At 63.2% G+C, this 19,239-nt stretch carries 24 protein-coding genes; 18 read left to right on the forward strand and 6 right to left on the reverse strand.

What is annotated here, in order from left to right; genetic code table 11:
• Positions 1-3: 3 nt before the first annotated feature.
• Positions 4-333 carry a hypothetical protein gene (locus WC815_20065; protein ID MFA5911076.1) on the forward strand — a complete coding sequence of 110 codons (330 nt, stop codon included), beginning with the start codon at positions 4-6 and terminating at the stop codon, positions 331-333.
• 645 nt (positions 334-978) lie between these two features.
• On the opposite strand, the gene WC815_20070 is transcribed toward WC815_20065, so the two are convergent.
• The 3 genes from WC815_20070 to WC815_20080 form a co-directional block, all read right to left on the reverse strand.
• Positions 979-1,563, reverse strand: a complete 585-nt coding sequence (locus WC815_20070; GenBank protein MFA5911077.1) for a hypothetical protein — start codon at positions 1,561-1,563, stop codon at positions 979-981.
• A 63-nt stretch (positions 1,564-1,626) separates the two neighbouring features.
• Positions 1,627-2,484: a hypothetical protein gene (locus tag WC815_20075; GenBank protein ID MFA5911078.1), complete on the reverse strand. Its 858-nt coding sequence runs from the start codon at positions 2,482-2,484 to the stop codon at positions 1,627-1,629.
• Between the two features lie 37 nt (positions 2,485-2,521).
• A complete protein-coding gene (locus tag WC815_20080) occupies positions 2,522-3,256 on the reverse strand; it encodes a carboxypeptidase-like regulatory domain-containing protein (GenBank protein MFA5911079.1) in 735 nt (244 codons plus the stop codon).
• 103 nt (positions 3,257-3,359) lie between these two features.
• Between WC815_20080 and WC815_20085 the strand changes: the two genes are divergently transcribed.
• Positions 3,360-3,584: a helix-turn-helix transcriptional regulator gene (locus WC815_20085; GenBank protein ID MFA5911080.1), complete on the forward strand. Its 225-nt coding sequence runs from the start codon at positions 3,360-3,362 to the stop codon at positions 3,582-3,584.
• Positions 3,585-3,606: 22 nt separating this feature from the next.
• Here WC815_20085 and WC815_20090 read toward each other — a convergent pair whose 3' ends face one another.
• Positions 3,607-3,957: a hypothetical protein gene (locus tag WC815_20090; GenBank protein MFA5911081.1), complete on the reverse strand. Its 351-nt coding sequence runs from the start codon at positions 3,955-3,957 to the stop codon at positions 3,607-3,609.
• A gap of 256 nt (positions 3,958-4,213) precedes the next feature.
• Here WC815_20090 and WC815_20095 point away from each other — a divergent pair, with 256 nt between their 5' ends.
• The 11 genes from WC815_20095 (at position 4,214) to WC815_20145 (ending at position 13,536) form a co-directional block, all read left to right on the forward strand.
• The gene (locus WC815_20095) at positions 4,214-4,774 is read left to right on the forward strand and encodes a hypothetical protein (protein MFA5911082.1); all 561 of its coding nucleotides are present in this window, start codon (positions 4,214-4,216) and stop codon (positions 4,772-4,774) included.
• Positions 4,775-4,891: 117 nt separating this feature from the next.
• Positions 4,892-5,278, forward strand: coding sequence for a hypothetical protein (locus WC815_20100; GenBank protein MFA5911083.1), 387 nt, complete (start codon positions 4,892-4,894; stop codon positions 5,276-5,278).
• Positions 5,279-5,730: 452 nt separating this feature from the next.
• Positions 5,731-6,060: a hypothetical protein gene (locus WC815_20105; protein ID MFA5911084.1), complete on the forward strand. Its 330-nt coding sequence runs from the start codon at positions 5,731-5,733 to the stop codon at positions 6,058-6,060.
• A gap of 860 nt (positions 6,061-6,920) precedes the next feature.
• Positions 6,921-7,784: a hypothetical protein gene (locus WC815_20110; GenBank protein MFA5911085.1), complete on the forward strand. Its 864-nt coding sequence runs from the start codon at positions 6,921-6,923 to the stop codon at positions 7,782-7,784.
• 24 nt (positions 7,785-7,808) lie between these two features.
• The gene (locus tag WC815_20115) at positions 7,809-8,618 is read left to right on the forward strand and encodes a S1/P1 nuclease (GenBank protein MFA5911086.1); all 810 of its coding nucleotides are present in this window, start codon (positions 7,809-7,811) and stop codon (positions 8,616-8,618) included.
• Positions 8,619-8,629: 11 nt separating this feature from the next.
• Positions 8,630-8,935 carry a hypothetical protein gene (locus tag WC815_20120; protein ID MFA5911087.1) on the forward strand — a complete coding sequence of 102 codons (306 nt, stop codon included), beginning with the start codon at positions 8,630-8,632 and terminating at the stop codon, positions 8,933-8,935.
• Complete coding sequence (locus WC815_20125; GenBank protein ID MFA5911088.1) at positions 8,932-9,936, forward strand: hypothetical protein; 1,005 nt, start codon at positions 8,932-8,934, stop codon at positions 9,934-9,936. The genes WC815_20120 and WC815_20125 overlap by 4 nt, the downstream gene beginning before the upstream one ends.
• Positions 9,937-9,950: 14 nt before the next feature.
• Entirely contained in the window at positions 9,951-11,510 is a 1,560-nt protein-coding gene (locus tag WC815_20130; protein MFA5911089.1) for an NBR1-Ig-like domain-containing protein, read from the forward strand.
• A 201-nt stretch (positions 11,511-11,711) separates the two neighbouring features.
• Positions 11,712-12,737, forward strand: coding sequence for a hypothetical protein (locus WC815_20135; protein ID MFA5911090.1), 1,026 nt, complete (start codon positions 11,712-11,714; stop codon positions 12,735-12,737).
• Between the two features lie 11 nt (positions 12,738-12,748).
• The gene (locus WC815_20140; protein ID MFA5911091.1) at positions 12,749-13,063 is read left to right on the forward strand and encodes a hypothetical protein; all 315 of its coding nucleotides are present in this window, start codon (positions 12,749-12,751) and stop codon (positions 13,061-13,063) included.
• A complete protein-coding gene (locus tag WC815_20145) occupies positions 13,060-13,536 on the forward strand; it encodes a hypothetical protein (GenBank protein MFA5911092.1) in 477 nt (158 codons plus the stop codon). The genes WC815_20140 and WC815_20145 overlap by 4 nt, the downstream gene beginning before the upstream one ends.
• A gap of 226 nt (positions 13,537-13,762) precedes the next feature.
• On the opposite strand, the gene WC815_20150 is transcribed toward WC815_20145, so the two are convergent.
• Complete coding sequence (locus tag WC815_20150) at positions 13,763-14,788, reverse strand: hypothetical protein (protein MFA5911093.1); 1,026 nt, start codon at positions 14,786-14,788, stop codon at positions 13,763-13,765.
• A gap of 393 nt (positions 14,789-15,181) precedes the next feature.
• Between WC815_20150 and WC815_20155 the strand changes: the two genes are divergently transcribed.
• The 5 genes from WC815_20155 to WC815_20175 all read left to right on the forward strand — a co-directional run bounded on the left by WC815_20155 (position 15,182) and on the right by WC815_20175 (position 19,029).
• On the forward strand, positions 15,182-15,865 hold the full coding sequence (locus WC815_20155; protein ID MFA5911094.1) for a hypothetical protein: 684 nt from the start codon (positions 15,182-15,184) through the stop codon (positions 15,863-15,865).
• A complete protein-coding gene (locus tag WC815_20160; protein MFA5911095.1) occupies positions 15,840-16,739 on the forward strand; it encodes a hypothetical protein in 900 nt (299 codons plus the stop codon). The genes WC815_20155 and WC815_20160 overlap by 26 nt, the downstream gene beginning before the upstream one ends.
• A 117-nt stretch (positions 16,740-16,856) precedes the next feature.
• Entirely contained in the window at positions 16,857-17,288 is a 432-nt protein-coding gene (locus WC815_20165) for a hypothetical protein (GenBank protein ID MFA5911096.1), read from the forward strand.
• Positions 17,289-17,311: 23 nt separating this feature from the next.
• Complete coding sequence (locus tag WC815_20170) at positions 17,312-17,881, forward strand: hypothetical protein (GenBank protein MFA5911097.1); 570 nt, start codon at positions 17,312-17,314, stop codon at positions 17,879-17,881.
• A 341-nt stretch (positions 17,882-18,222) separates the two neighbouring features.
• Entirely contained in the window at positions 18,223-19,029 is an 807-nt protein-coding gene (locus WC815_20175) for a class I SAM-dependent methyltransferase (GenBank protein MFA5911098.1), read from the forward strand.
• 12 nt (positions 19,030-19,041) lie between these two features.
• On the opposite strand, the gene WC815_20180 is transcribed toward WC815_20175, so the two are convergent.
• Positions 19,042-19,227 carry a CPXCG motif-containing cysteine-rich protein gene (locus tag WC815_20180; GenBank protein ID MFA5911099.1) on the reverse strand — a complete coding sequence of 62 codons (186 nt, stop codon included), beginning with the start codon at positions 19,225-19,227 and terminating at the stop codon, positions 19,042-19,044.
• Positions 19,228-19,239: the final 12 nt, after the last annotated feature.

Genomic DNA, 19,239 nt, shown 5'->3' on the forward strand with positions numbered 1-19,239 from the left:
TTTTTGCGACCAAAGCTGAGCCGCTTCTTTAACCAGGTTGCCAAGGCTTGCCCGACCATCTCGCGCGTCGTGGAAGGCGCCGCCGCGCTCATGCCGCCGATGCCGGACATGTTCTACTCGCGGTTCCTGATGAAGCCACGACCGAGGCTCAGTCGTCTCTTCAATCAGGTTGCAGCGCGTCCGTTCATCTCGCGATTCATGAAAGGCACCGCCGCACTCATGCCGCCGATGCCGGATATTTTCTCGTCGCGGTTTCTGTCAAAGCCGCGACCGCCAGACCGGCACCTGCGCCCGCACTGGCGGCCCGGAAAGCCCAAAGGTCCCAGTCGCTGAAGAAGGCCGGTGCGGTTCCGACTTCCCGATTGCCGGCAAGTCGCGCGGCAGCCTCAACAGCCCAAGCTATAATCCCGTCCATGGCTCACAACGAAAGCACCGGCAAGAAGGCCGCTTCAGCGGCAAGCAAAGTGTTGAGGTCGCCGAGTTCATCGAAGGCCGCCAAGAGCGCCGCCGCCTCTGCCCTGACGCAGAGAAAAGGGAAGCACTAAAAGGCGGCTGCCGCGACTGGTTCCTGTGGAGTCGCCTGACTCCTGACGGGAGTTCTGCGCTCTGACATTGGTTCTGTCTCGGTGAGATACCCAATCGTGTGACCGGGCGGCGGGTGGCCCGTCCCGCTAACGACGGCGAGTTCTTTCAGTAAGTGCGTCCGTCACGACGCCGCCTCGATCTGCGGCGCGTCCTTTTTCGCCCCGTGACGGGTAGTTCGTTCCAGGCACGGGTAGTCCTTTCCCGCACCCATCGCATTCGATCGTGCGCGCATCGCCGAGTGTTTCGGGAACAACGAACAAAGGCCTCCCGCATCGGCCACAGTTCGCACGGACGGCGTTCTCTGGTTGAGCCATGCAGAACGGATCGCAAACGACGGGCCATCGCCTGCGAAGGGCAACGCGGCATCTATCTCGACTGCCGACGGACAGGCATTCAGAACGTCACGTTGAAGGCGCCGTTCGTGACCGCCTTCGTTCCGGTGGTGCCGCCGCCCGGCGTGAGGGGCACGGCGGAGAGCGAGAATGTTCCCGACGCGCCCGTGGCGCTGATGGCGGTGATCGTCACGGTGCCCGTGCCTCCCGACAGGATGCCCTGGACGTTCATCGGATAGTTGACGGCCCAGGTGGACTGCAACCCTGCCGCACCCACTTTCCGGGTCACCAGCGCCGACAGTTCCGCGGCGCGATCGTCGACCGTGTAGGTGCCGGGCCGCCCGCCGGTCTTCAGCATGAATACGATGTCGGTGACGGACTGGTCCGTTGAATCAGAAGCGCCAACCTGGATGTAACCGTTCGATGGAATATACGTCGCGCGCCGGACCGCGTTGGCGCACCAGCCGGCGCCGTCCACCGTGGCGCTCATCGCGAAGCTCGTGATGCCGGTGCAGGCGGCGGGAGCGGGCGCTGGCGTTGGTGTCGCGCTCACGGTTGGCGATGCTGCCGACGTCGGCGTCGTGCTGCCGCCGCCACAGGCGGCGAGACTCAGCGTGAGAACAACAGCGAGGGTGAAACGCGTCATCGGCACCTTCCTTCGCGCGCTGGCATTCGCAGCGCACCGGATCAATAGAAGTCTCTGAGAGAGCTACGGACAATCGAGGTGCCGGCTGCCGCCGGTGACCGTGACCGTATTGCCGCGGTCATCGGTTCCGGTAAACGTTTCGGTGAAGGTGCGGCCGGTCGGGAACTCCGCAAGGGCGAACCCCCCATGGCACACCGAGCCGTTGGGCGGGATGCGCGCGCCTGACGTGCCGCAGCCGTTGAAAGCGCTCGCGAACGGAAAAGTGTTCTCGAAAGAGTTGGTCCTCCAGCTCGTGATCGTCACGCCGATTCCGTTTGTCTCCCGAAGATAGGTCGTCTGCGGCCAGCGATACGACCAGAAGCCCGGGTTCAAGACAACCATGCAGGGAGCGGGGTCGGGGGAATAGGTCAGTTCAAGCCGCGCCGACGTTGCGGCGGCGCTCACGGTGTTCGAGAAGGACGAGGCGCTGCCGACCTGCCCGTCAGGCGCCTTCACATTGAATAACGTGCGGAACGTGCTGGCCGGAATTGTCTGAGCGAATTGCATGACCAGGGAGATGTCGGCCGTGGAGCCAGGCAGCGTGAGTGCGTAGTACTCGCCGGCCGCAGCCTCCGCGACAGACAGGTAGACAACATTGAACGGTGCCGCTCCCGTCAGGCGAACGAGTGTGGAACCGCCCTGTGCCGCGGAACTGTTCGCAGCCGCGACGGTTATGGTCGGTCCGCCATTCGCGGCGGGCGGCGTGCCCGTGGTTCGGGCAGCGGCGGTGCCGCCGATCGTCTGCAGGCCGCTCACGAAGGCAGTGATGGCGCCGGACGCGGTCGTGGGAGTCGGTGCGGTCGGGTTTGTTGCGGAAGCCTTGCCGCCGCCGCAGGCGACGCAAGCAACACCGAACCCAAGAGCGAGAACGAAACGCATCATCGTCATGTCCTTTGCCTGTGTCTCGCTGCACCGACGCCTATTGCTTCGTGGCCGTCCACGTCAGCGTGTAAGTGCCGCTGCAAAGGGCAACCGAGACGCTCTCGCCCACCAGATTGATCGAGGTCGTGCCGGAAGCGGCGGTGTCCGACGTGAAGGTTCCCGCGAGCGACCGGACAAATCGACTGGACGTGAACAGGAAGCGGCCATTTGCGATGGGCACCGGCGGGAAGGCCGTGTTGGTCGGCGAAATCAGGCTCGCCGTAAAGGAGCGCTGGCAGATCCCCGTCAGCAGCACCGTCACCGTGTTCGCGGCGCTCACCGTAAACGACATCGGGATCGGAACGGAGGTGCCCTCCTGGAGGGCCGTTCCGCTCCATGTCCCCGCGAAGCTTCGCTGGGCGAGGGTGAAGTTCTGGCTCTGGTTCGACGTGAGCGTCACACCCTGGGACGACGGGGCGTAAGCGCCCGCCGTCGCGGTGACGGTGAATCCCGCCTGCTGCAACCCGGTGACGCTGTAGTTGCCCGTCGCATCGGTGACCGCCGACTTTCCGGCGTTGGCGCCGTCCGTGACCGACACGGTGGCGCCCGCGACCGGCGCCGAGGTCGCGCTGTCGGTCACGCGCCCGCTCAGCGTATAGAGCGTCACGGTCGGCGTTGGGATGGGCGCTGCAACGGTCGGCGTGGGTGACGTGGGCGTGGGTGAAGTAGCCGTTGCGCCGCCGCACGCGGCGGCGCCGAGCGCCAGCGCGGACACCAGGAGTCGTTTGATCAATGGAAGCCTCTCGAAGCGCGCGGTGGAGTGACCTGGCCGGTTCAAGATCGTCTGTAGGTTATAACCTATTTGTCGTTCATAGACTACACACCATCATCGGCGGGTGTCCAGCGACATCTGCGTGCGGCTCGGGAAACGCATCCGGGAACTGCGCAAGGAAAAAGGCTGGACGCAATTTGAAATGGCGGAGCGGTCCGGCATCGACCGCAGCTACCTGGCGGAAGTGGAGACGGGGAAGATCGAGATTTGCCTCAGGAATCTCGAAGTGATCGCCCAGACCTTCGATCTTGAGCTGCACCAGTTTGTGAAATTGCCGAAGGGCAAGTAACGGCGATTCGCCGCATCTTCGGTTATCTGTTTCCCAGGAACTTACTACTCAGGGCCGCGCGGGCGCTTTCGTCACTCCACAAAAGGCGCTCGGGGCTGCCGCGCTCGATGGTGCGCCGTCTGCGGCGCACCTGGGTGTCTTTCGGTAGAGGCTTCAGGAGCCAGCCCTTTTTCTCGCTGAGGATGGCATTGCTGCGGACGAGAAGTTCGACCCATCCATCGCCACCATCGCGGAGGACTTCGGCGACGACCATCCGCTCGCCGGCATTCACGGCGCGGCCACGCCGCCGACGCCGTTTCTCCCACGCGGCTTCCTTCCAGCGGATCACATCCGCCTCGATAAAGTTGCCGCCGCATGGAATCCAGCCCGTCACGCCTCTCGCCCTTTCAATCCTTTCTCTCTGAGAAAAGCGCACTTGCGTCCGCGGCACAAGGGGGCACCGCCGAAAAACCTCAAGATTGCGCGGCGCCCGGATGCTCTGTAAATGGGATCGGCCGGAACACGCGGCGAAGGCGGCGAGCTGCCTTGTGAGCAGGTCGAGCAATGGGCGCGCAACTTATGTAACATCGGTCGGCGGGCGCCGGGCCTTCGGGGATGACCCTGATGGCAAGCCAGGGAATGAGCAGTAGATGGCGAATTGGAGCGATCAGTTCCGGGCGCGGATGGAGACATTCGGCGGGGCGCGGCGCGCCGCGCCGGGTGAAGTCCCCGTCTCGATCAAGGTCCGCGTCACTTCGGGTTGTTTTCACCGCGAACACTCCCCGCACGCCTACGCGCTTATTGACGCGGAGTTGCAGCAGGCTGATCTGGCCGCTGACCGGCTCGCCTTTGAGGAACACGAAAGCGGCCCCGAAGTACTGGCTTACGTCGCCCTTGCGGCCGCGGGAGTCGGCCTCGCAAAGTCCGTCATCGATCTCGTCGTCGCAATCTTGAAAGCAAGATCGGAGAGCGTGCGGAAGGGCGACAGGCCGTCAGACCCGCTGGAAGTGGTGGTCCGCCGTTTCGATGAGAGCGGCCAGGTCCGCGACGAAATTGCCTTCAGGATGGGTCACGCTGATCCCGTGCGGAGAACGGAAGTCGAGAGACAATTGCTCGATGCACTGAACAGATTGCTGCGGCCCAAGGCGGCGGGGGACAAACCGGGCGACAAGCGCAGGTTGGCGCCGCCCAAGGGACGGCGTCGTCGTTGAGACGCGGACAGGCCCGCTCACCGGGCATCAGGGCACTTCTGACGCGGTTCCGGATGCGGCAGCCGGCAGGCGAGAGTACAGTGCTTGAAGTGAACCGCGGCGCGATGAGCCTCCGCCATGCCGATTGAATACGAGCGACACGATGAGACACGCCGGATACGGGTCACCGCAAGCGGCGCGTTGACGCTCCGGGATGTCCTGGCCGTCATCGACCGCCAACTGGCTGAGGGCGCCTGGTCGTACAGCATGTTGTACGACGCACGCGACCTGACGACGATGCCGAGCGCGGACGACGTGCGCCAGCTGGCGACGCGTGTCGAGGCTCTGGCGCAAAAGCATGGCCCGCGCGGCGCGATCGCCATCGTGACCAGCTCCGACGCCGTCTACGGCACGGCGCGGATGTATGCAGCGCTCAGCCAGCAGCCGCGGCAGACCATCAGCGTGTTTCGCGCGTTCGACGAGGCCGAGCGATGGCTCGCCGGAGAGCAGGCGCCGCAGGACTAACCGCGGGCACTGCCGCATCCTTCAGCCCGCGCGTTTCTCCGTCTTCCTGGACGCCCTCCCGCACGCACGATCGCCACGCTCCGCTGCAAACGCGGCCTCCGTCAGTTCCTTCGGGCTGCGACGCTCCACAACGCAGTCCGCGCGCGCCCCCTTGGTGCCCCCGCTCATGCGCCGCCTCCCATGGCCCTGATCTGTTTTCATCATCCTGAGCGCCGATGCAACAGGTCGTTCTCTTCGCCAGCCTTCGATCGTATATAGCCGTCTTCGCCCTGCGGGCGACCAGCGCCGGACGGCGCCGCCGCGCCAGCGGAGTTGCTGCTGTCACGCCCGCGCCATGGGTCCGCCGCTTCGCCGGCTGCTCACGATCTCGGGCCTTCTCCTGCCGGCCCGTCGATGCGGGTTCCTTTGGCCATGAAGGAACCACACATCGCGGTTCCGTGGAGAGAAAAACAATGGCGAAGAAAGACACGACCGCAACGGCGCTGAGCGTCAAGATCATGATGAACGACAAGGGCAGCCCCACGGGGAAGCTCGCCGACGCGGAGCTTCTGTTCACCGACGGGCCGCTGGCGGGGTTGCGCCTGCTGGGCTTTGCGGTGTGGGAGCGCCGCACGGGCGAAGGGCGGAACGTGACGTTCCCGGCCCGCACCTACAGCGTGAACGGCGAGCGGCGCAGCTTCGCGCTGCTGCGGCCGGTGACCGAAACTACCGCGCAGGACCGCATCCGCGACCTGGTCCTCGCGGCCTGCGCCGAGGCCGAAGCGGCGGCAAACGCGGCCTGAGCAAGCAACGGCGGGGCGCCCGACACGGCGTCCCGCCGTTCTTCAGCCATGCAGCATCAATTCCCCCAGCTGCTGCCCTGGGGTCCAGCGCCCCCATTGATCCCAAGGACCTCTATAAACGGCGACATCTTCCGTGTTAGCGACATTCTCGACTCTCGCGGCAATCGGGGGGCAACAAGAGAGGCCTGAAGGGTCAGAAGTGCGGGTTCGAAATCGGCGGCAACCCAGAGGTGGTAGACGAGCCCACCTCCGTTCGGCACAACGGGTTCGGCCGAAACGCGCGCGACCCATTCCGCGCTGGTGAGCAGACGAGGTCATCGAACACGAGACTTGGTTCAGTGTTTGTGCGGACTAACGAACGGAGAACTGGCGAAGCCACCGGAGCACTCATGCAGAAACTCCAGAGATTCACCGAGCAAGCCGCAACCTTCAGCATCCTGTTCGCCGGGCTTGTCGCCGCAGTCAAGTTCATTGCCTGGGAGGCGGTACAGCTGGCGATATTCCTGAATGACATGTGGATCTCTGGCCCGGCAGCACACCAGGACTCCTGCCCCTGGAATTAACCTCCTGATGAGAATAATTCCGGCCATGTCCGTCTATATCAAAGAACGGGCGCGCCCCGTAGAGGCCTTGGCCTGTACGGTCCCCACGCCCATCGGATTTGTCCCAATCCTCGGACAAAAGGGAGCGTTATGAGCCGACTTGGGATCGCCGTTCTCGCTGGCTGCCTTCTGTGCGGGTCCGTGGCTTCCGCTCAGGACGGACCGGCGCCCGATTCTCCCCACGACTTCGCGATTTCGCGCCAATTGCTGGAAGAAATTGTCCGGCAGGGGACATTCCTTCCCACCTTCAAAATCCGCATGTCTCACCGCTCCGACGTCAAGAGCGCCTCGGAGGATTGCGAGATTCACCTGGCCGGAGAGCTGCTCGATTTTCCGGTAGGCGACCCGGAGTTCCTGGTCGTTGAACCGCCAAACCTGTGCCGGTTCATGCCGGGCCAGACGGCGCCCGCGACCGGGTCCACGAAAGCGGCGTGGCGCAACCTGTTCGACACGAAAGTCCTGAACAAGGACTGCGAGGTCACGGGCTTTCCGCGGTTCTACACCGAGCATGCTTCGGGCAGCGCCGGCCCGTCGAATCCCAATCACATCTTCGAGATTCATCCGGCGACGGCGATCAGCTGCAACCCGGCGCTGGCGCCGCTGGAGTTCAAGAAGTTCTTCGTAGGTTTCCAGGGGCTGAAGCACATTCAGCCGGCTTCCGCGGACCAGTGCCTGGAGACGTTGCGGCTGTGGGTCCGCTTCCATAACGAGGGCGGCGAAGGCTGGTATGAGTTCTTCGAGCAGAAGAGCCCCCGGTGCGGCAATCTTGCCATCATCGAAGCCGCGAGCGTCCCCAAGGAATGGGTCCGGAAGACCGGCGGCGGGCACACGGCCATCGCCCGCGTGACCGCGGACGGCGGAACGCGCCGCACGCTCAAGCTCTACTCGGTCGAGGGCACTGCCGCCGACGAATGGCTGGAGCGAAGGCTCGCCGGAAAGAAGGCCAGCTCGTCCGACCCTCGCATGCTCCACGGCTTTTTCACCTACGACTACTTTGCGATGCTGCGGGAGATCAGTCCCGGCGGCAAGTGGTCCACCAGCACGCAGTGGACCGAGGTGCATTTCCCGATGGCCTTCGTCGTGCTGGGGCCGACAACCGTCGTTCCCTGGACCGAACAATAACGACAAGAGATACGGGGCCCCCGAATGCCGAGACCTCGACTCATCGCCGTCGCCCTCCTGTGCTGGTGCCTGACCCCATCGTCAGCCTTCGCCTGGGGCGAGAAGGGCCACCGGATTGTCGCTCTCATCGCGTTGGAGCATCTGAGCCCGGCCGCCAAAAAGGGAGTCGCCGCCTTGCTGTCTGCCGACCCGGATGGCCGCGTGCGGACCCTGGACGACGCCGCGGTCTGGCCGGACTGGATCAAGCAGGAACGCCCGGAGACCAAGCCCTGGCACTTCGTGGACATCGAGTACTCGAAGAACTCCTATTCGCGCGCGGCGGATTGCCCGGGGAATGACCACTCGGATTGCATCATCGTGCGGATCGATCGGTTCCTTGGCGTTCTCGGCAATCAGGGCGCGAGCACGGCGGAGCGGCGCGAAGCCCTCAAGTTCCTTGCTCACCTGGTCGGAGACATCCACCAGCCCCTGCACTGCGCCGAGCGGAATCACGACCGCGGCGGCAACAACGTGAAGGTGAAATGGTTCGGCAAGAAGATGAACCTGCACCTCCTCTGGGACGCGGGCATCATCGACCGGGCCGGCCTGACGGCGGAGGAGTTCACGGAGCTGCTGCTGGAAGACGAAACTGCGCCTCCGGTCAGCGCCCAGCAGGCCGGCACCGTCGTCGCCTGGGCCGAAGCCGCTCACACCCTCGCCCGCACCCATGCTTACAAAGGGCTGGGCAGCGGATTACTGGGGCAGAAGTACTACGACCAGACGGCGGACGTCGTCGACGAGCAACTCCTGAAAGCGGGGCTGCGTCTGGCGCGGCTCATCAACTCGGCGTTTTAGAGGAACGATTCATGCCACCCACTCCAAGCGGCGTCACCGGCACCGTTTACATCTTCTGGGATGACGACCACGACCTCGAAGAAACGGTCGACAAGTATCGCGCGTGCGTTCAGTCCGCGAATACAGTGGGCGGCTGCACGGTGCGCAGCCGCGTTGTAGAGGTCGGGGACACCACGGCGCCCGGTTTCAAGTACTGGTCCACGAAGGCCACCATTGAAGTCGTGGGTGTGAGGGACGGTGAAGTCGTTGACCGCCTGAGAAATCCGAGCGTGAAATGTGCCGCCATCCACACAATGGTTAGCGAGATGTGCTCATGACAGCCCACCGACGGGCGGCCATTGTTGTCATCGCGAGTGTTGCCCTCGCCACCTTCGCGGCCGTCGAAGCGGCCGTCGCACAGGACCCGGTGCCGAGCACGCTGGCGCCAGCCGCCTTCGTGAGTGGACTGGAAGCGTCCTCACCACAGAGCAGCGGCGCGGATGCACCGCTGCAACCCCTCATCGATCGGCGCAGCACCATCCGGATTGCTGTTGATAACGACAAGGCAAGGGCGGAGTGCCAGCGCATTCAGGCCGCCCGGTGTCTGGTCACCCTGCGCGTGCAGGCACGGCTCCAGAAGAAAGGGGCGGCCACGATGACGCCTCTACCCCTCGACAACTACACGTCGGTCGAAGAGGCGACAGTTAAGGACAAGCCCACGTACTCGATGGTGACGCACGACAAGACCATTGAGATCACCAGGGGTGACAGCGGCTACGGGCTTGATCAGACTGCCCCTGGCACCTTCATCAGCCTGGCCGCCCTTGGCGTGCAGCCCGGCGACCGCCTCTATCTGAAGATCACCAATATCCGGAATCAGTTGGACATGGACTACATCACGGAGGTGGGCGAGTTCGGCTGGAACAGCCGCGTCGCAGATTCGTTTCTCCTGTTGCGGCGGTTGAAGGTGTCGGAGCAGGACGAGAAGGATGGCGTCAAGGACGTCAATTTCCGGCCCGCGCCCGGCGTGAGCTTTGGGTGGGTCTACACCTCGCGCACCAATGCGTTCTGGCGGGCTGTCGCTCCGGGTCTGGGATACGGTGTGTCGTTCACTGACTGGAGCGACCCGGCCTTCGACCCTGCAACCGGGAAATTCGCAAAGGGAACCGAGTCGAGCAAGATTGAGATCGCGGCGGGTCCGATCGTGACGCTCTTCGACAACACCCTACAGCTGTCGTTCGGCTGGAATCTTAATGTGCGCCAGGATCGGCGTTACGTCGCGATCGGTTTCAGCTTCTTCAAGCTGAGTGAGAAACTCACGTCGTTGATCAAGCAGTAAGAAACGGGCACGCAATGGACAACGCCGAATTGGTCAGCTCGCTGTTTCCACAGGAACTCGGAACCGCCGCAGCGGGCGAGGCCAGGATCTCTTTCAGGAACACCGGCACGGACGTGTGGACGCGCGCGGCCGGATGCCGCCTGGGCGCGGTCGATGACTTCGATCCGTTCTACAAGCGCGACACGCGCGTGGACCTGCCGGACGGTGCAGTCGTTCGACCGGGAGAGACTTTCGAGTTTCAGTTCGCGCTTCAGGCGCCGGCGGCTCCCGGGTCCTATCACACCAACTGGCAGATGATCCGCGAAGGGGTAAGTTGGTTCGGTCCGATCGTCGCGGCCGACATCGCCGTCACTGGCGACCACGTCGTCGATGCGAGCACCATCGATCAGAAGCTCCTGATGGGGTATCAGGGCTGGTTCGGATGCCGCGGTGATGGTTCCGTCGTGAATGACTGGCAGCATTGGTCCGAGCGCACGCCGCCAGGCCCGGAAAGCGTCCGCGTTGATTTGTGGCCCGACACGCGCGACTACGACGCGGATGAACTCTTCGACACTCAGTTCAGGTTCCCCGATGGCTCCCCGGCCCGCGTGTTTTCGAGTTACAACGCGAAGACCATTCGCAGGCACTTCGGTTGGATGAAGCAATACGGAATCGACGGCGTGTCGATCGGCCGTTTCACGGTGGGCGTGAACAACCCCGTCGATGTCCAGAAGACGCTGCGCCAGCTTGAACACGTGCGCCAGGCCGCCGAGGAACACGGGCGGGTCATCTTCATCGCGTACGACATCACTGGGCACAATGAGGCCACGCTGATTCAGGACATCCAGCGCGACTGGGTCAGGCTGGTCGACGAGGTCCGGATCACGGACAGCCCGAGCTACCTCAGGCACCACGGGCAGCCGCTGCTGATGCTGTGGGGCCTCGCGGCGGAGAACAGGCCCGGGGGGCCGGAACAGGCGACCCGGATTCTCCGGTTCTTTCAGCAGAACGGCAACGCGCGTTACCGCGCCACGATCATGGGAGGCGTCCCAACGACGTGGCGACAGCTCGGGACGCAAGATCCCCGTTGGGCCGAGGTGTTTCGGCTCTTCGACGTCATCTGCCCGTGGATGGTGAATCAGTTCACGAACGAGGCTGACGCCGTTGCCTGGTACCGCGATGTCTTCGTCGGTGACATTGGCGATTGCCGCGCGCGCGGCGCCGGATATGTGGCGACCGTGTTCCCGGGGTTCTCGTGGCGCAACGTGGAGACCAGAAATGGCAGGCCCCAGCCGCCGCCGCTGAACGAAGTTCCCCGCCACGGCGGCAGGTTCTACTGGAGGCAGGTTTATGAGGCCGTCCAGGCCGGCTCAACCGCGGTCCTCTGCGCGATGTTCGACGAGTGTGACGAAGGCACCGCGATGTTCAAGGTCGCCGAATCCCAGACGCAGACACCAGTTGGATGCGGTTTTGTAACGCTGGACGCTGATGGCCAGGCGTTACCCAGCGATTGGTACCTCAGACTGGCGGGCGAGACCGGCAGGATGCTGCGAGGCGAGGTTCCAGCCACAGAGGCCATCCCGATCGCACCGTGATGGATGACGACACCAGTCTGGAGGCTGACGCAACGACGGCGGGCGACTGACACAGCCTACTCACGCGGACATGGGCTGATCTGGCCCAAGGAGCCCGGCGTCCACCGATTGGTTCCATGCTTGGTTGTTGACCTTTTTTGAACGCCCCTTCAGAATGCCTGCCGGGCTTCGGTGGCGGCAGGAAAGAGGCTAAAGGAGACTATGCCGTTCAGCAGTAACGACCTACCGGCCATCGTTAAGCAACTGGAGGTGATGGCGACGTTCGACCAGGTCAAGGATCTCTTCAGGCAGCGGCAAGTCGTGTTCTCAGCTCCGAATTGGGAAACGTTCGTTGGTGAGCGCCTCTACCCGGCGGTCGAGAAGGGCACCATCACGGCGGACCACCTCGGCAACCTCCTCGCCCAAGCCGAAGAGCATGGCAGCCAGCACGTGATGCTCTACCGCGCGCCGAAGAGCCGGGCCGTAGCGTCGGTCAATGACGCCAAGGTCCGACAGGGGATAAAGCATTCAGGTTTCGGTGACATTCTAGACGCGCCGCGCGTTCTTGACGGCGCAGACCAGCCGACATGGATAGAAGCACGCGTCGAATTGACGCCGAACGCGCAGCCCAAAGCGCTGGTTGTGAAGCAGGTTGCGACCCGCGAGCACCTCGAACGTCTCGATGAGAAGCGCGAAGGCACGCGCATGAGAGTCGAGTACGACATTCAAAAGAGGCGAGCGATTAATCTCGTCAAACTGCACGTTGACGGACTCGTCGAAGTGCGCATTCAGACCCACCAGCGGCCGAACTACTTTCACGAGGCCGGGCAACTGCTGCTTCAGTTGAACCATTTGCTCCCGGTCGGCGAAATCAAGCCCGCGCCGATTACGACGGCGAGGAACAACCTCTTTGAGAAGCGGCGATCGCTCGCGAGCAGCGTGCGTTACACCAACTCGACGCTGAAAAACAGTCGCGGCAACACCATCGTCGCCGCTGCGGGCGCAGGCGAGGACGGCGACCTCTTCTCCGACAAGGGCATGACGTCGAGCCTCGACCAGTTCGTCGCACACGAAGGCTATTGTGATGCCTCGAACGTCTGGTTTAAGGTCGGCCAGAAGCCGAACGGTGACCCCAAATGGGTCCACGTGCTGCTGTCGGGCAAGGATAACGAGTTTGCGCTGACCAGCCAGTGTTCCATGAAAGAATACGAGTACGTGCTGTCAGAGTTGAGGGCTCACAATAGGTGAGTTGGATAAAGTTGGCCAGGTCTTCCGTTCGCGATCGTCTCGCTGGCCTGCTCAAGAAGGGCGAAGCGCGCGAATACACGCTTCAGCAGCTGTACCTGCTGGTGAAGCCGTCCTCGCCCGAACAGCTGGCCCTTGCGCTCGACGAGTTGGAGCGAAGCGGCGTCATCACGAAAGTCTATCGGGTCGAGTCGCCCCGCTCGCATGGCGGCATCGGTGACTTCAAGTCGATCGGGGCGATACCCAAGACGATTCATGATTGGACCGTCGATGAGGATGTCGACGTCGATCCCTCCCTCATCCGGCCGATCATCAAGACGCCCGCGTGAGTCCTGACGACGGCCTCGCGCAACGAACACGAGACGCGGCACAAGAAATCATGGTGCGCGTCGGCAAGAAGAGAACTCCGTCCGAGCGCTTGCAGGAACTGCAGGAACAGCTGAAGCTCTTGCCCGTGGAGATTCGCAGCGCCGTCGAGATGCTGGTTACGTGGGAGGAGGGGCTGATGAGCGATTTGCACTCGGACAAGACAGTGGCACGCCGAGATCGGGTCGGGCTAAGTGTGAGCGGCGCCATCGGACTTCTCTTATTGTTAGGAATCGCGATTGCGATTCCGGACCCTTCAGACTTTCAGGAGAGGGTCTTCATTATCGTTCTTGGCATTGCCGGCGCTGCGGCAGGCGCCTTCTTGCCAGGAGCGATCAACGTCGAAGGCGGATACCGCCCAACGGTGTGGGTCCGCGCCGGCGGCGCCATCGGCTTCGCCGTCTTCCTGATCCTGGTCTATCGATTCCTGCTTTAGCGTCCGGCGTGCCCTGCGAAATCGCGTCGGTGCGTCACCCTGATGTGACCCCGTGTGGCGCTATTTTCAGGACGCTTCTTTGAACATCCGGTACCCCGCCAACAGCAAATCTTGCGCCTTGCCACAGGGCGAACCGCGCCACGGTGGCAACCCCCGACGCCGATGTGCTCCAGGGTGAACCGCGTCGCCTCTCTGATGCCTTAAGGGAGGATAAACCGGCGCAGGGTCAACGCAGATACTCACCTTCGTCGTCCGGCTCTCCCGTGCGGCCCGGCGGCGGCTGGCGCGACTCCGCGGCAGCGGCCTTCACCGCCTTGACATCCGCGGGGTCGATCCACTGGCGTCCGCGCGAATGCGCCGTCACCGACCGTCCCTCCCTTTTCCACGGGCAACGGAGAATCCGCCAGACCGGCCGGCCGTCATGGACGTGCTTCGGGTGCAGGAACAGCAGGCCCAGACTAAGTTCCCGTGCAATTTCCTTGGTCGCGAATCCTGAAAGGCCGCAGAGCATCACCGTCGTCACATCGGCATCCGTGTCGAAAGGCTTCCGGCACATGACGAAGACGCCGTAGTCCCATCCGTAATCAGTCGTCCCGAAAGGCAAGTCCGCCTTCAGGAAAACGGCCTTCGACTCGCCGAGCGACAGATTGATCTGTTTCCCTTTTCGTTTCGACGGCCGCTCGCCGCCGCCGTCTTCGATAAGGACTTCGATTCCGATCGCGCCATTCGCCCCCGCCGACGCGCAAAACGGGGTCTTCCTGTCGCTGGCTTGCCAATCGTTCCAGACGAACTTGAACGGAGTCCCAAGTCCGCCCTTTGGCTGCTTTGAACTGTCCGCCAGCGCCTCAAGCCCCGCGCGGCAGGCATCGTTGTACTTGGGAGAGCCGATAATGACGCAGTTTCGTGTCTTCATTTTCGCGATGATGTCGCCGCTATCGGGTGCATCCAGATGAATGCCCTCCTTCAAGAGGAACCCCATCGCATCGGTATCCTCCTGGCGTATGCCGTGCGCGTCGCGGGACAGGAAACTGGCAGCAGTCGTGCCGGCGAAGCTCCGCCACACCTCAGCCGTTTCGAGCGTGAGGAAGTCGACGCCATACTGGTCCCCCAAGCTCATCAGGATCTGAAGTTCTTCCCGGCTGGTGCTTCCCCAGCGGTCTTGCCGGAACTTCTCGATATGCCTGCGGTTGACGCCGTAGTCTTCTTCCATCCCCTGGGCGTTCTGCCCAAGCGTCTTGAGAAGCTTCGTCATGTGAGCGACGAGCTGACGACGGGGCTTTCGGTTCTTGTCCATAGACCAGCAACCAATGTCGGTAATCCGATGACCAGCGAATGATAGAGGTAAACACCATTTGTCGATCGTTAATTGACCGCCCGTATACCGCCACCCGCCTCAGGGCAGTCAGTCGCCAACAATCTTTGTTAAGTTGTTGAATCAAAAGGACTTGTTGACATTGTCCCCCGAAGTACAGATGATGTCCGCGTTATGCAATCGAGCTCACGGGGCGGGCACGATTTGCACAGCCCGGCACTGTTTTGAAAGGGAGGAACGATGGGTAGACTTCTCGTTTCGGCTCTGGTCCTGGCGCTGTCTCTCACAGCGTGTGAATCGTCCAACGCGTTTCGCGCGCCGTCACCCAATACCGTGATCGCCGCATGCGCGAACACGGTCCGGCTCGGAGCTCTGCAAGACAAGAGCGCGAGCGCGACGCCGAACGGCGTCTATCAGATGAGGCCCGACGACTTTCGGGCGCCGGCTGAACTGATCGTCCGGTGCGGCGGTGAAATCGGCATCGGCGTTGTGGGTATTCCGTCGGGCGACCCACTTCACCGCTGGGCCGTCGCCGCGCCCGAGCCGTCACCGCGTCCGGCCAAGGCGGACGACACGCCCATCAACGCGGCCATTGACGCCGCCGCGTACGAGGAGCGCCTGGCCGAATGGAACCGGAAGAACGACGAACGCGTCAAGCGCGCCCGGCTTGAGTTCGATGACTTCATGGGAAAGGTGACGCCGCTTCTCTCTCAGAAGGCCGATCACGGAAAGACTCCGCTCTGGCTGGCGCTCGCGCGTGTTGACGCGTTCCTCGCGGAACCCGACAGCAGTTCGACCACTTCGAGCCGCTACCTGGTGCTCAGCAGCGACGGAATCAACACGAGCGGCAAGCCGATCCCGTTGACCAGCGGCGCCACGCTGTTCATTTCAAACGGGTCGCAGGCCGTCGGCTCCCTCGACAAACTCATGTTCACCGTCGTGGAGAGCCCCGTCGGTGCGTTCAGGAAGATCATCGACTTGGAGAACACCAATGCCAACAGAGCCCAATCGTTCTGACCGCATCGATCCCGAATCACGGCGTCAGCAGCAGCTGACGCTCAAGCGCAAGGCCGAAAAGACTCAGGAGGCCGGCGACGGCGCCCGCGGCAACCGACAGATGGAGACGGCCAAGAGGAACGAACGGCACCGGTACGAGGGCGCCAATCAGGAGCTTGCCAACCCCAGCGCGCTCGATTGGGTTGAGGCCGCGCTTGTTGTCGTGGTCGGTGGTGCCGTGTACTTCATCGACCTGTCCATCTTCGCGGCGTCGGCTGACTATTTCAGCAAGCTTGCGTTCCCCGCCTCCGAGGCGGCGCGCAACTTCATGCGCATGCTGGTTCCGGCGCTCGTGCTGGTCGTCGATGTTGGGATCGGCATCGGCTTCTGGCGGGCGCGACGCGCCCTGCTGCGTGACCCGCGGACCCGTCCGATGTACCGCCGCTGGGCCTTCGCGGCGTGCACCTTCGTGTTGCTGATGCCGATTTTCGCGAGCGCCTCCGCGCTCGCGGCGGTCCTGGCGGCGCGCCAGTTGGCAATCCAGCAGCTGCTCACCGCGCAGGGCGTGGCGACAGCGCTTCTGGCGCTGATCGCGCACGGCGGCATCCTGCTCGGCGCGGAGCGAATCGAAAAGGCACTGGCCTTCTTCAGGTACCGCCGCGAGCATGCGCGCCTGACCAACGCCGAGGTCGTGTTTCGGGACGCCGCCGAGTTGAACGAGTCCGATTGCTGGAAGGGTTTCCAGGACTACTATGGCGACCTGGTGGCCTTCAATCAGGAATTCGGCCAGAACCTGAAGCCCGGCCCGTTCGACAAGTTCACGACCGATCTGATCAATCAGCGGATCGGCTGGGAGGTTGTTGAATCTTTCGCGGCCGACTCTGTCCCGGCGTAGAGACCCATGAGCGTCCCTCGAACGCCCGCACCCGATTCGCCCTCGACGTTGGGCGAGCAGCCCGTCGAACCAGCGGGGGCGCCCACAGCGACCCGCTGGCGCGACATCCGCGATGCCGTGGACACCGTGGCCAAACTGGCGGCCGTCTCTGTCGCGGTGCTTGCTGTGTGGCAGTTCCAGCACGCCAAGCACCGCGAATTCCAGCAGCTGACCATCGAGTCGGTCGCGAGGCTGAAAGGCGGAGAAGTGAGCGAGGCTCTCGTGAGGCTGGAGGAGCGCTACGCGGCCAATCAGATCAATTACGAAGGCAGCAGCCTCGATATCGCGAGGGTCATGAACTGGTACGAATACGTGGCGATGTTGTACGTCAGCGACATGGCGATCGACCGCTGTGTCCTTGCCGCCGCCGTCAGGCCGTACGCCGCCCTCATACAGAAAGTCCTGGACGAGACCAACTATCCCCCGGAGCGGCGGACGAACTTCGATTTGTTGTTGAACCGGATGGCTGACGATGCGTGCGAACCCTCGCCCATCTCCCGACCCCGTTGATCAGCGTTGCAAGGAGCATGATCATGAACCGACTGAACAACCGGCGATTTGCGCTCGCATACCTGGCGGTGGCGCTGGTGTCGCTGGACGGCAGGGCTCAAGAGGCGTCCCTCATTCCGCCGTTTCCGACGGCTGTGATCAGCCGCCTCTGGGACGACAAGGGTGACCTGACGGCGACCCACACGCACACCGGGGACGAGCTGGCGATCACGGTCAAAAAGACAAGAGCGGGTCAGGTCGAAGGCGGGTGGGCCGGCGTGTGCGTACAGAACAGCAAGCCGGTCAACCTGCAGAACTTCACGCACGCGACGGCGCAGGTAGAGTCATCGGCCCGGGTAACGATGGACGTCAAGCTCGAGAAGTCGAAGTTCCAGGAGGGAACAATCCTCCTGACCGACCACGGCCCTGTTGGGACGGCCCGGACAACACTCGAATGGAATCTCAAGACAAGCGACGAGGTCACGGGAGGGGGCACCTTGGCCGAGACAAGGCGCATGTGTTTCTACGTACTTGCCGATGGCTTCCCGGCGCGGCAGAACGAGGTGGTTGTCAAAATCAGCCGAATCAGGTTCGACCGGCGCAGCCTCAAGTGACTCTCAGAGGTCGTTTCCAGGCGAGTCCTTCGGAAGGCGAGCCAGATCACCGGTATCGGAGGCGGGCTGCGACTCACCGAACTTACACATCTACTTTCACAGTTTCATGTTGATTGCATAAAACTCTAGCAAAAATACAAAACTAACAGGACTTAAAATCCTGAGACGCGCAAGCGTCGTGTGGGTTCGATCCCCACCCCCGGCACCAACCTTCGCTCCGATGCAGAGCGAAGGTTGCCCTCCATAGCGGCGAAGCCGCGACGGAGGGCGTCCCCATCGACGTGAGCTTCAGTTGGCAAGCCATCCCGACCCATGCCATCCGCGTGTAAGATTCGGTCCGCATGGCCAACCCGATCTCGCGGACCGCGTATTACACGCTGGGCGTGCGCGCGGCTGACGCCGCCGGCGCCAACCCCATGTGCGGCGACACCTTCGCGCAGCGCTTCATGAACGACGACGCGCAGCGCGTCTGGGAAGAGTTCAAGGACTTCACGCCTCCCAACGCCAGCAACGCGGCCCGGCACGCGATGATCGACGCGCACCTCCGCCGCGAGCTCGCCGCCGATCCGGATGCGACGGTTGTCATCATCGGCGCCGGCTTCGACACGCGCGCGTTCCGGCTCCAGGGCGGCCGCTGGTTCGAGTTCGACGAGCCCGAGATCCTAACCTACAAGGAAAGCCGGCTGCCCGCCGCGACGGCGCCGAACCCGCTGGTGCGGGTGCCGGTGAATTTCGTTCGCGAGTCGCTCGCCGGCAAGCTGGCAATTGTCGGACAGCCGTCGAACGTGCACGTGGTGATCGAGGGCGTGCTGATGTACCTCACCCGCGAGCAGAAGTCCGCCCTGTTGCAGACGCTGCAGTCACGGTTTCCGCATCACACCCTGCATTGCGACCTGATGCGAAGGAAGTTCTTCGAGAGCTACAGCCGCCCGATCCACGAAAAGATCATGGGGATGGGTGCGACGTTCACCGATCTGGTGGAGGAGCCCGAACGATTGTTCCTCGACGCCGGTTACACGCTGGTGGACCTGGCGTCCATACCGTTGTACGCCGTCGATCGGAAGAGCATCGGGATCCCCGCGTTCGTGGTCCGCTGGTTCCTGCAGACCCTGCGCGAGGGCTACAACATCGCCGTGTTCCGCCGGTAGATTGTCGGCGGACTACTCCGACCCGTCGGCGCGGCCAATCTCCACGTAGGTCTCACCGTCTTCGCGCGACACCCGGACCGTCCACGGGTTGCAGCACACTTCGCAGTCTTGGACGTAACTGCCGCGCACGTCCAGCTCGACGTAGATCTCGACTTCCTCGCCGCAGTACGGGCAGGTCACCAGGTGGGTGTCGTCCATCCGTTCAATTCT

The organism is Vicinamibacterales bacterium, assembly GCA_041659285.1.
Taxonomy (GTDB): Bacteria; Acidobacteriota; Vicinamibacteria; order Vicinamibacterales; family UBA2999; genus 12-FULL-67-14b.

Excerpts from the sequence above, each read along its gene's own strand:
- WC815_20180 (MFA5911099.1), bottom strand. The coding sequence starts at position 19,227 with ATGGACGACACCCACCTGGTGACCTGCCCGTACTGCGGCGAGGAAGTC.
- WC815_20135 (MFA5911090.1), top strand. The coding sequence starts at position 11,712 with ATGCCGTTCAGCAGTAACGACCTACCGGCCATCGTTAAGCAACTGGAG.
- WC815_20110 (MFA5911085.1), top strand. The coding sequence starts at position 6,921 with ATGTCTCACCGCTCCGACGTCAAGAGCGCCTCGGAGGATTGCGAGATT.
- WC815_20075 (MFA5911078.1), bottom strand. The coding sequence starts at position 2,484 with ATGATGCGTTTCGTTCTCGCTCTTGGGTTCGGTGTTGCTTGCGTCGCC.
- WC815_20070 (MFA5911077.1), bottom strand. The coding sequence starts at position 1,563 with ATGACGCGTTTCACCCTCGCTGTTGTTCTCACGCTGAGTCTCGCCGCC.
- WC815_20115 (MFA5911086.1), top strand. The coding sequence starts at position 7,809 with ATGCCGAGACCTCGACTCATCGCCGTCGCCCTCCTGTGCTGGTGCCTG.
- WC815_20160 (MFA5911095.1), top strand. The coding sequence starts at position 15,840 with ATGCCAACAGAGCCCAATCGTTCTGACCGCATCGATCCCGAATCACGG.
- WC815_20150 (MFA5911093.1), bottom strand. The coding sequence starts at position 14,788 with ATGACGAAGCTTCTCAAGACGCTTGGGCAGAACGCCCAGGGGATGGAA.
- WC815_20130 (MFA5911089.1), top strand. The coding sequence starts at position 9,951 with ATGGACAACGCCGAATTGGTCAGCTCGCTGTTTCCACAGGAACTCGGA.
- WC815_20100 (MFA5911083.1), top strand. The coding sequence starts at position 4,892 with ATGCCGATTGAATACGAGCGACACGATGAGACACGCCGGATACGGGTC.
- WC815_20095 (MFA5911082.1), top strand. The coding sequence starts at position 4,214 with ATGGCGAATTGGAGCGATCAGTTCCGGGCGCGGATGGAGACATTCGGC.
- WC815_20170 (MFA5911097.1), top strand. The coding sequence starts at position 17,312 with ATGAACCGACTGAACAACCGGCGATTTGCGCTCGCATACCTGGCGGTG.
- WC815_20120 (MFA5911087.1), top strand. The coding sequence starts at position 8,630 with ATGCCACCCACTCCAAGCGGCGTCACCGGCACCGTTTACATCTTCTGG.
- WC815_20105 (MFA5911084.1), top strand. The coding sequence starts at position 5,731 with ATGGCGAAGAAAGACACGACCGCAACGGCGCTGAGCGTCAAGATCATG.
- WC815_20125 (MFA5911088.1), top strand. The coding sequence starts at position 8,932 with ATGACAGCCCACCGACGGGCGGCCATTGTTGTCATCGCGAGTGTTGCC.
- WC815_20175 (MFA5911098.1), top strand. The coding sequence starts at position 18,223 with ATGGCCAACCCGATCTCGCGGACCGCGTATTACACGCTGGGCGTGCGC.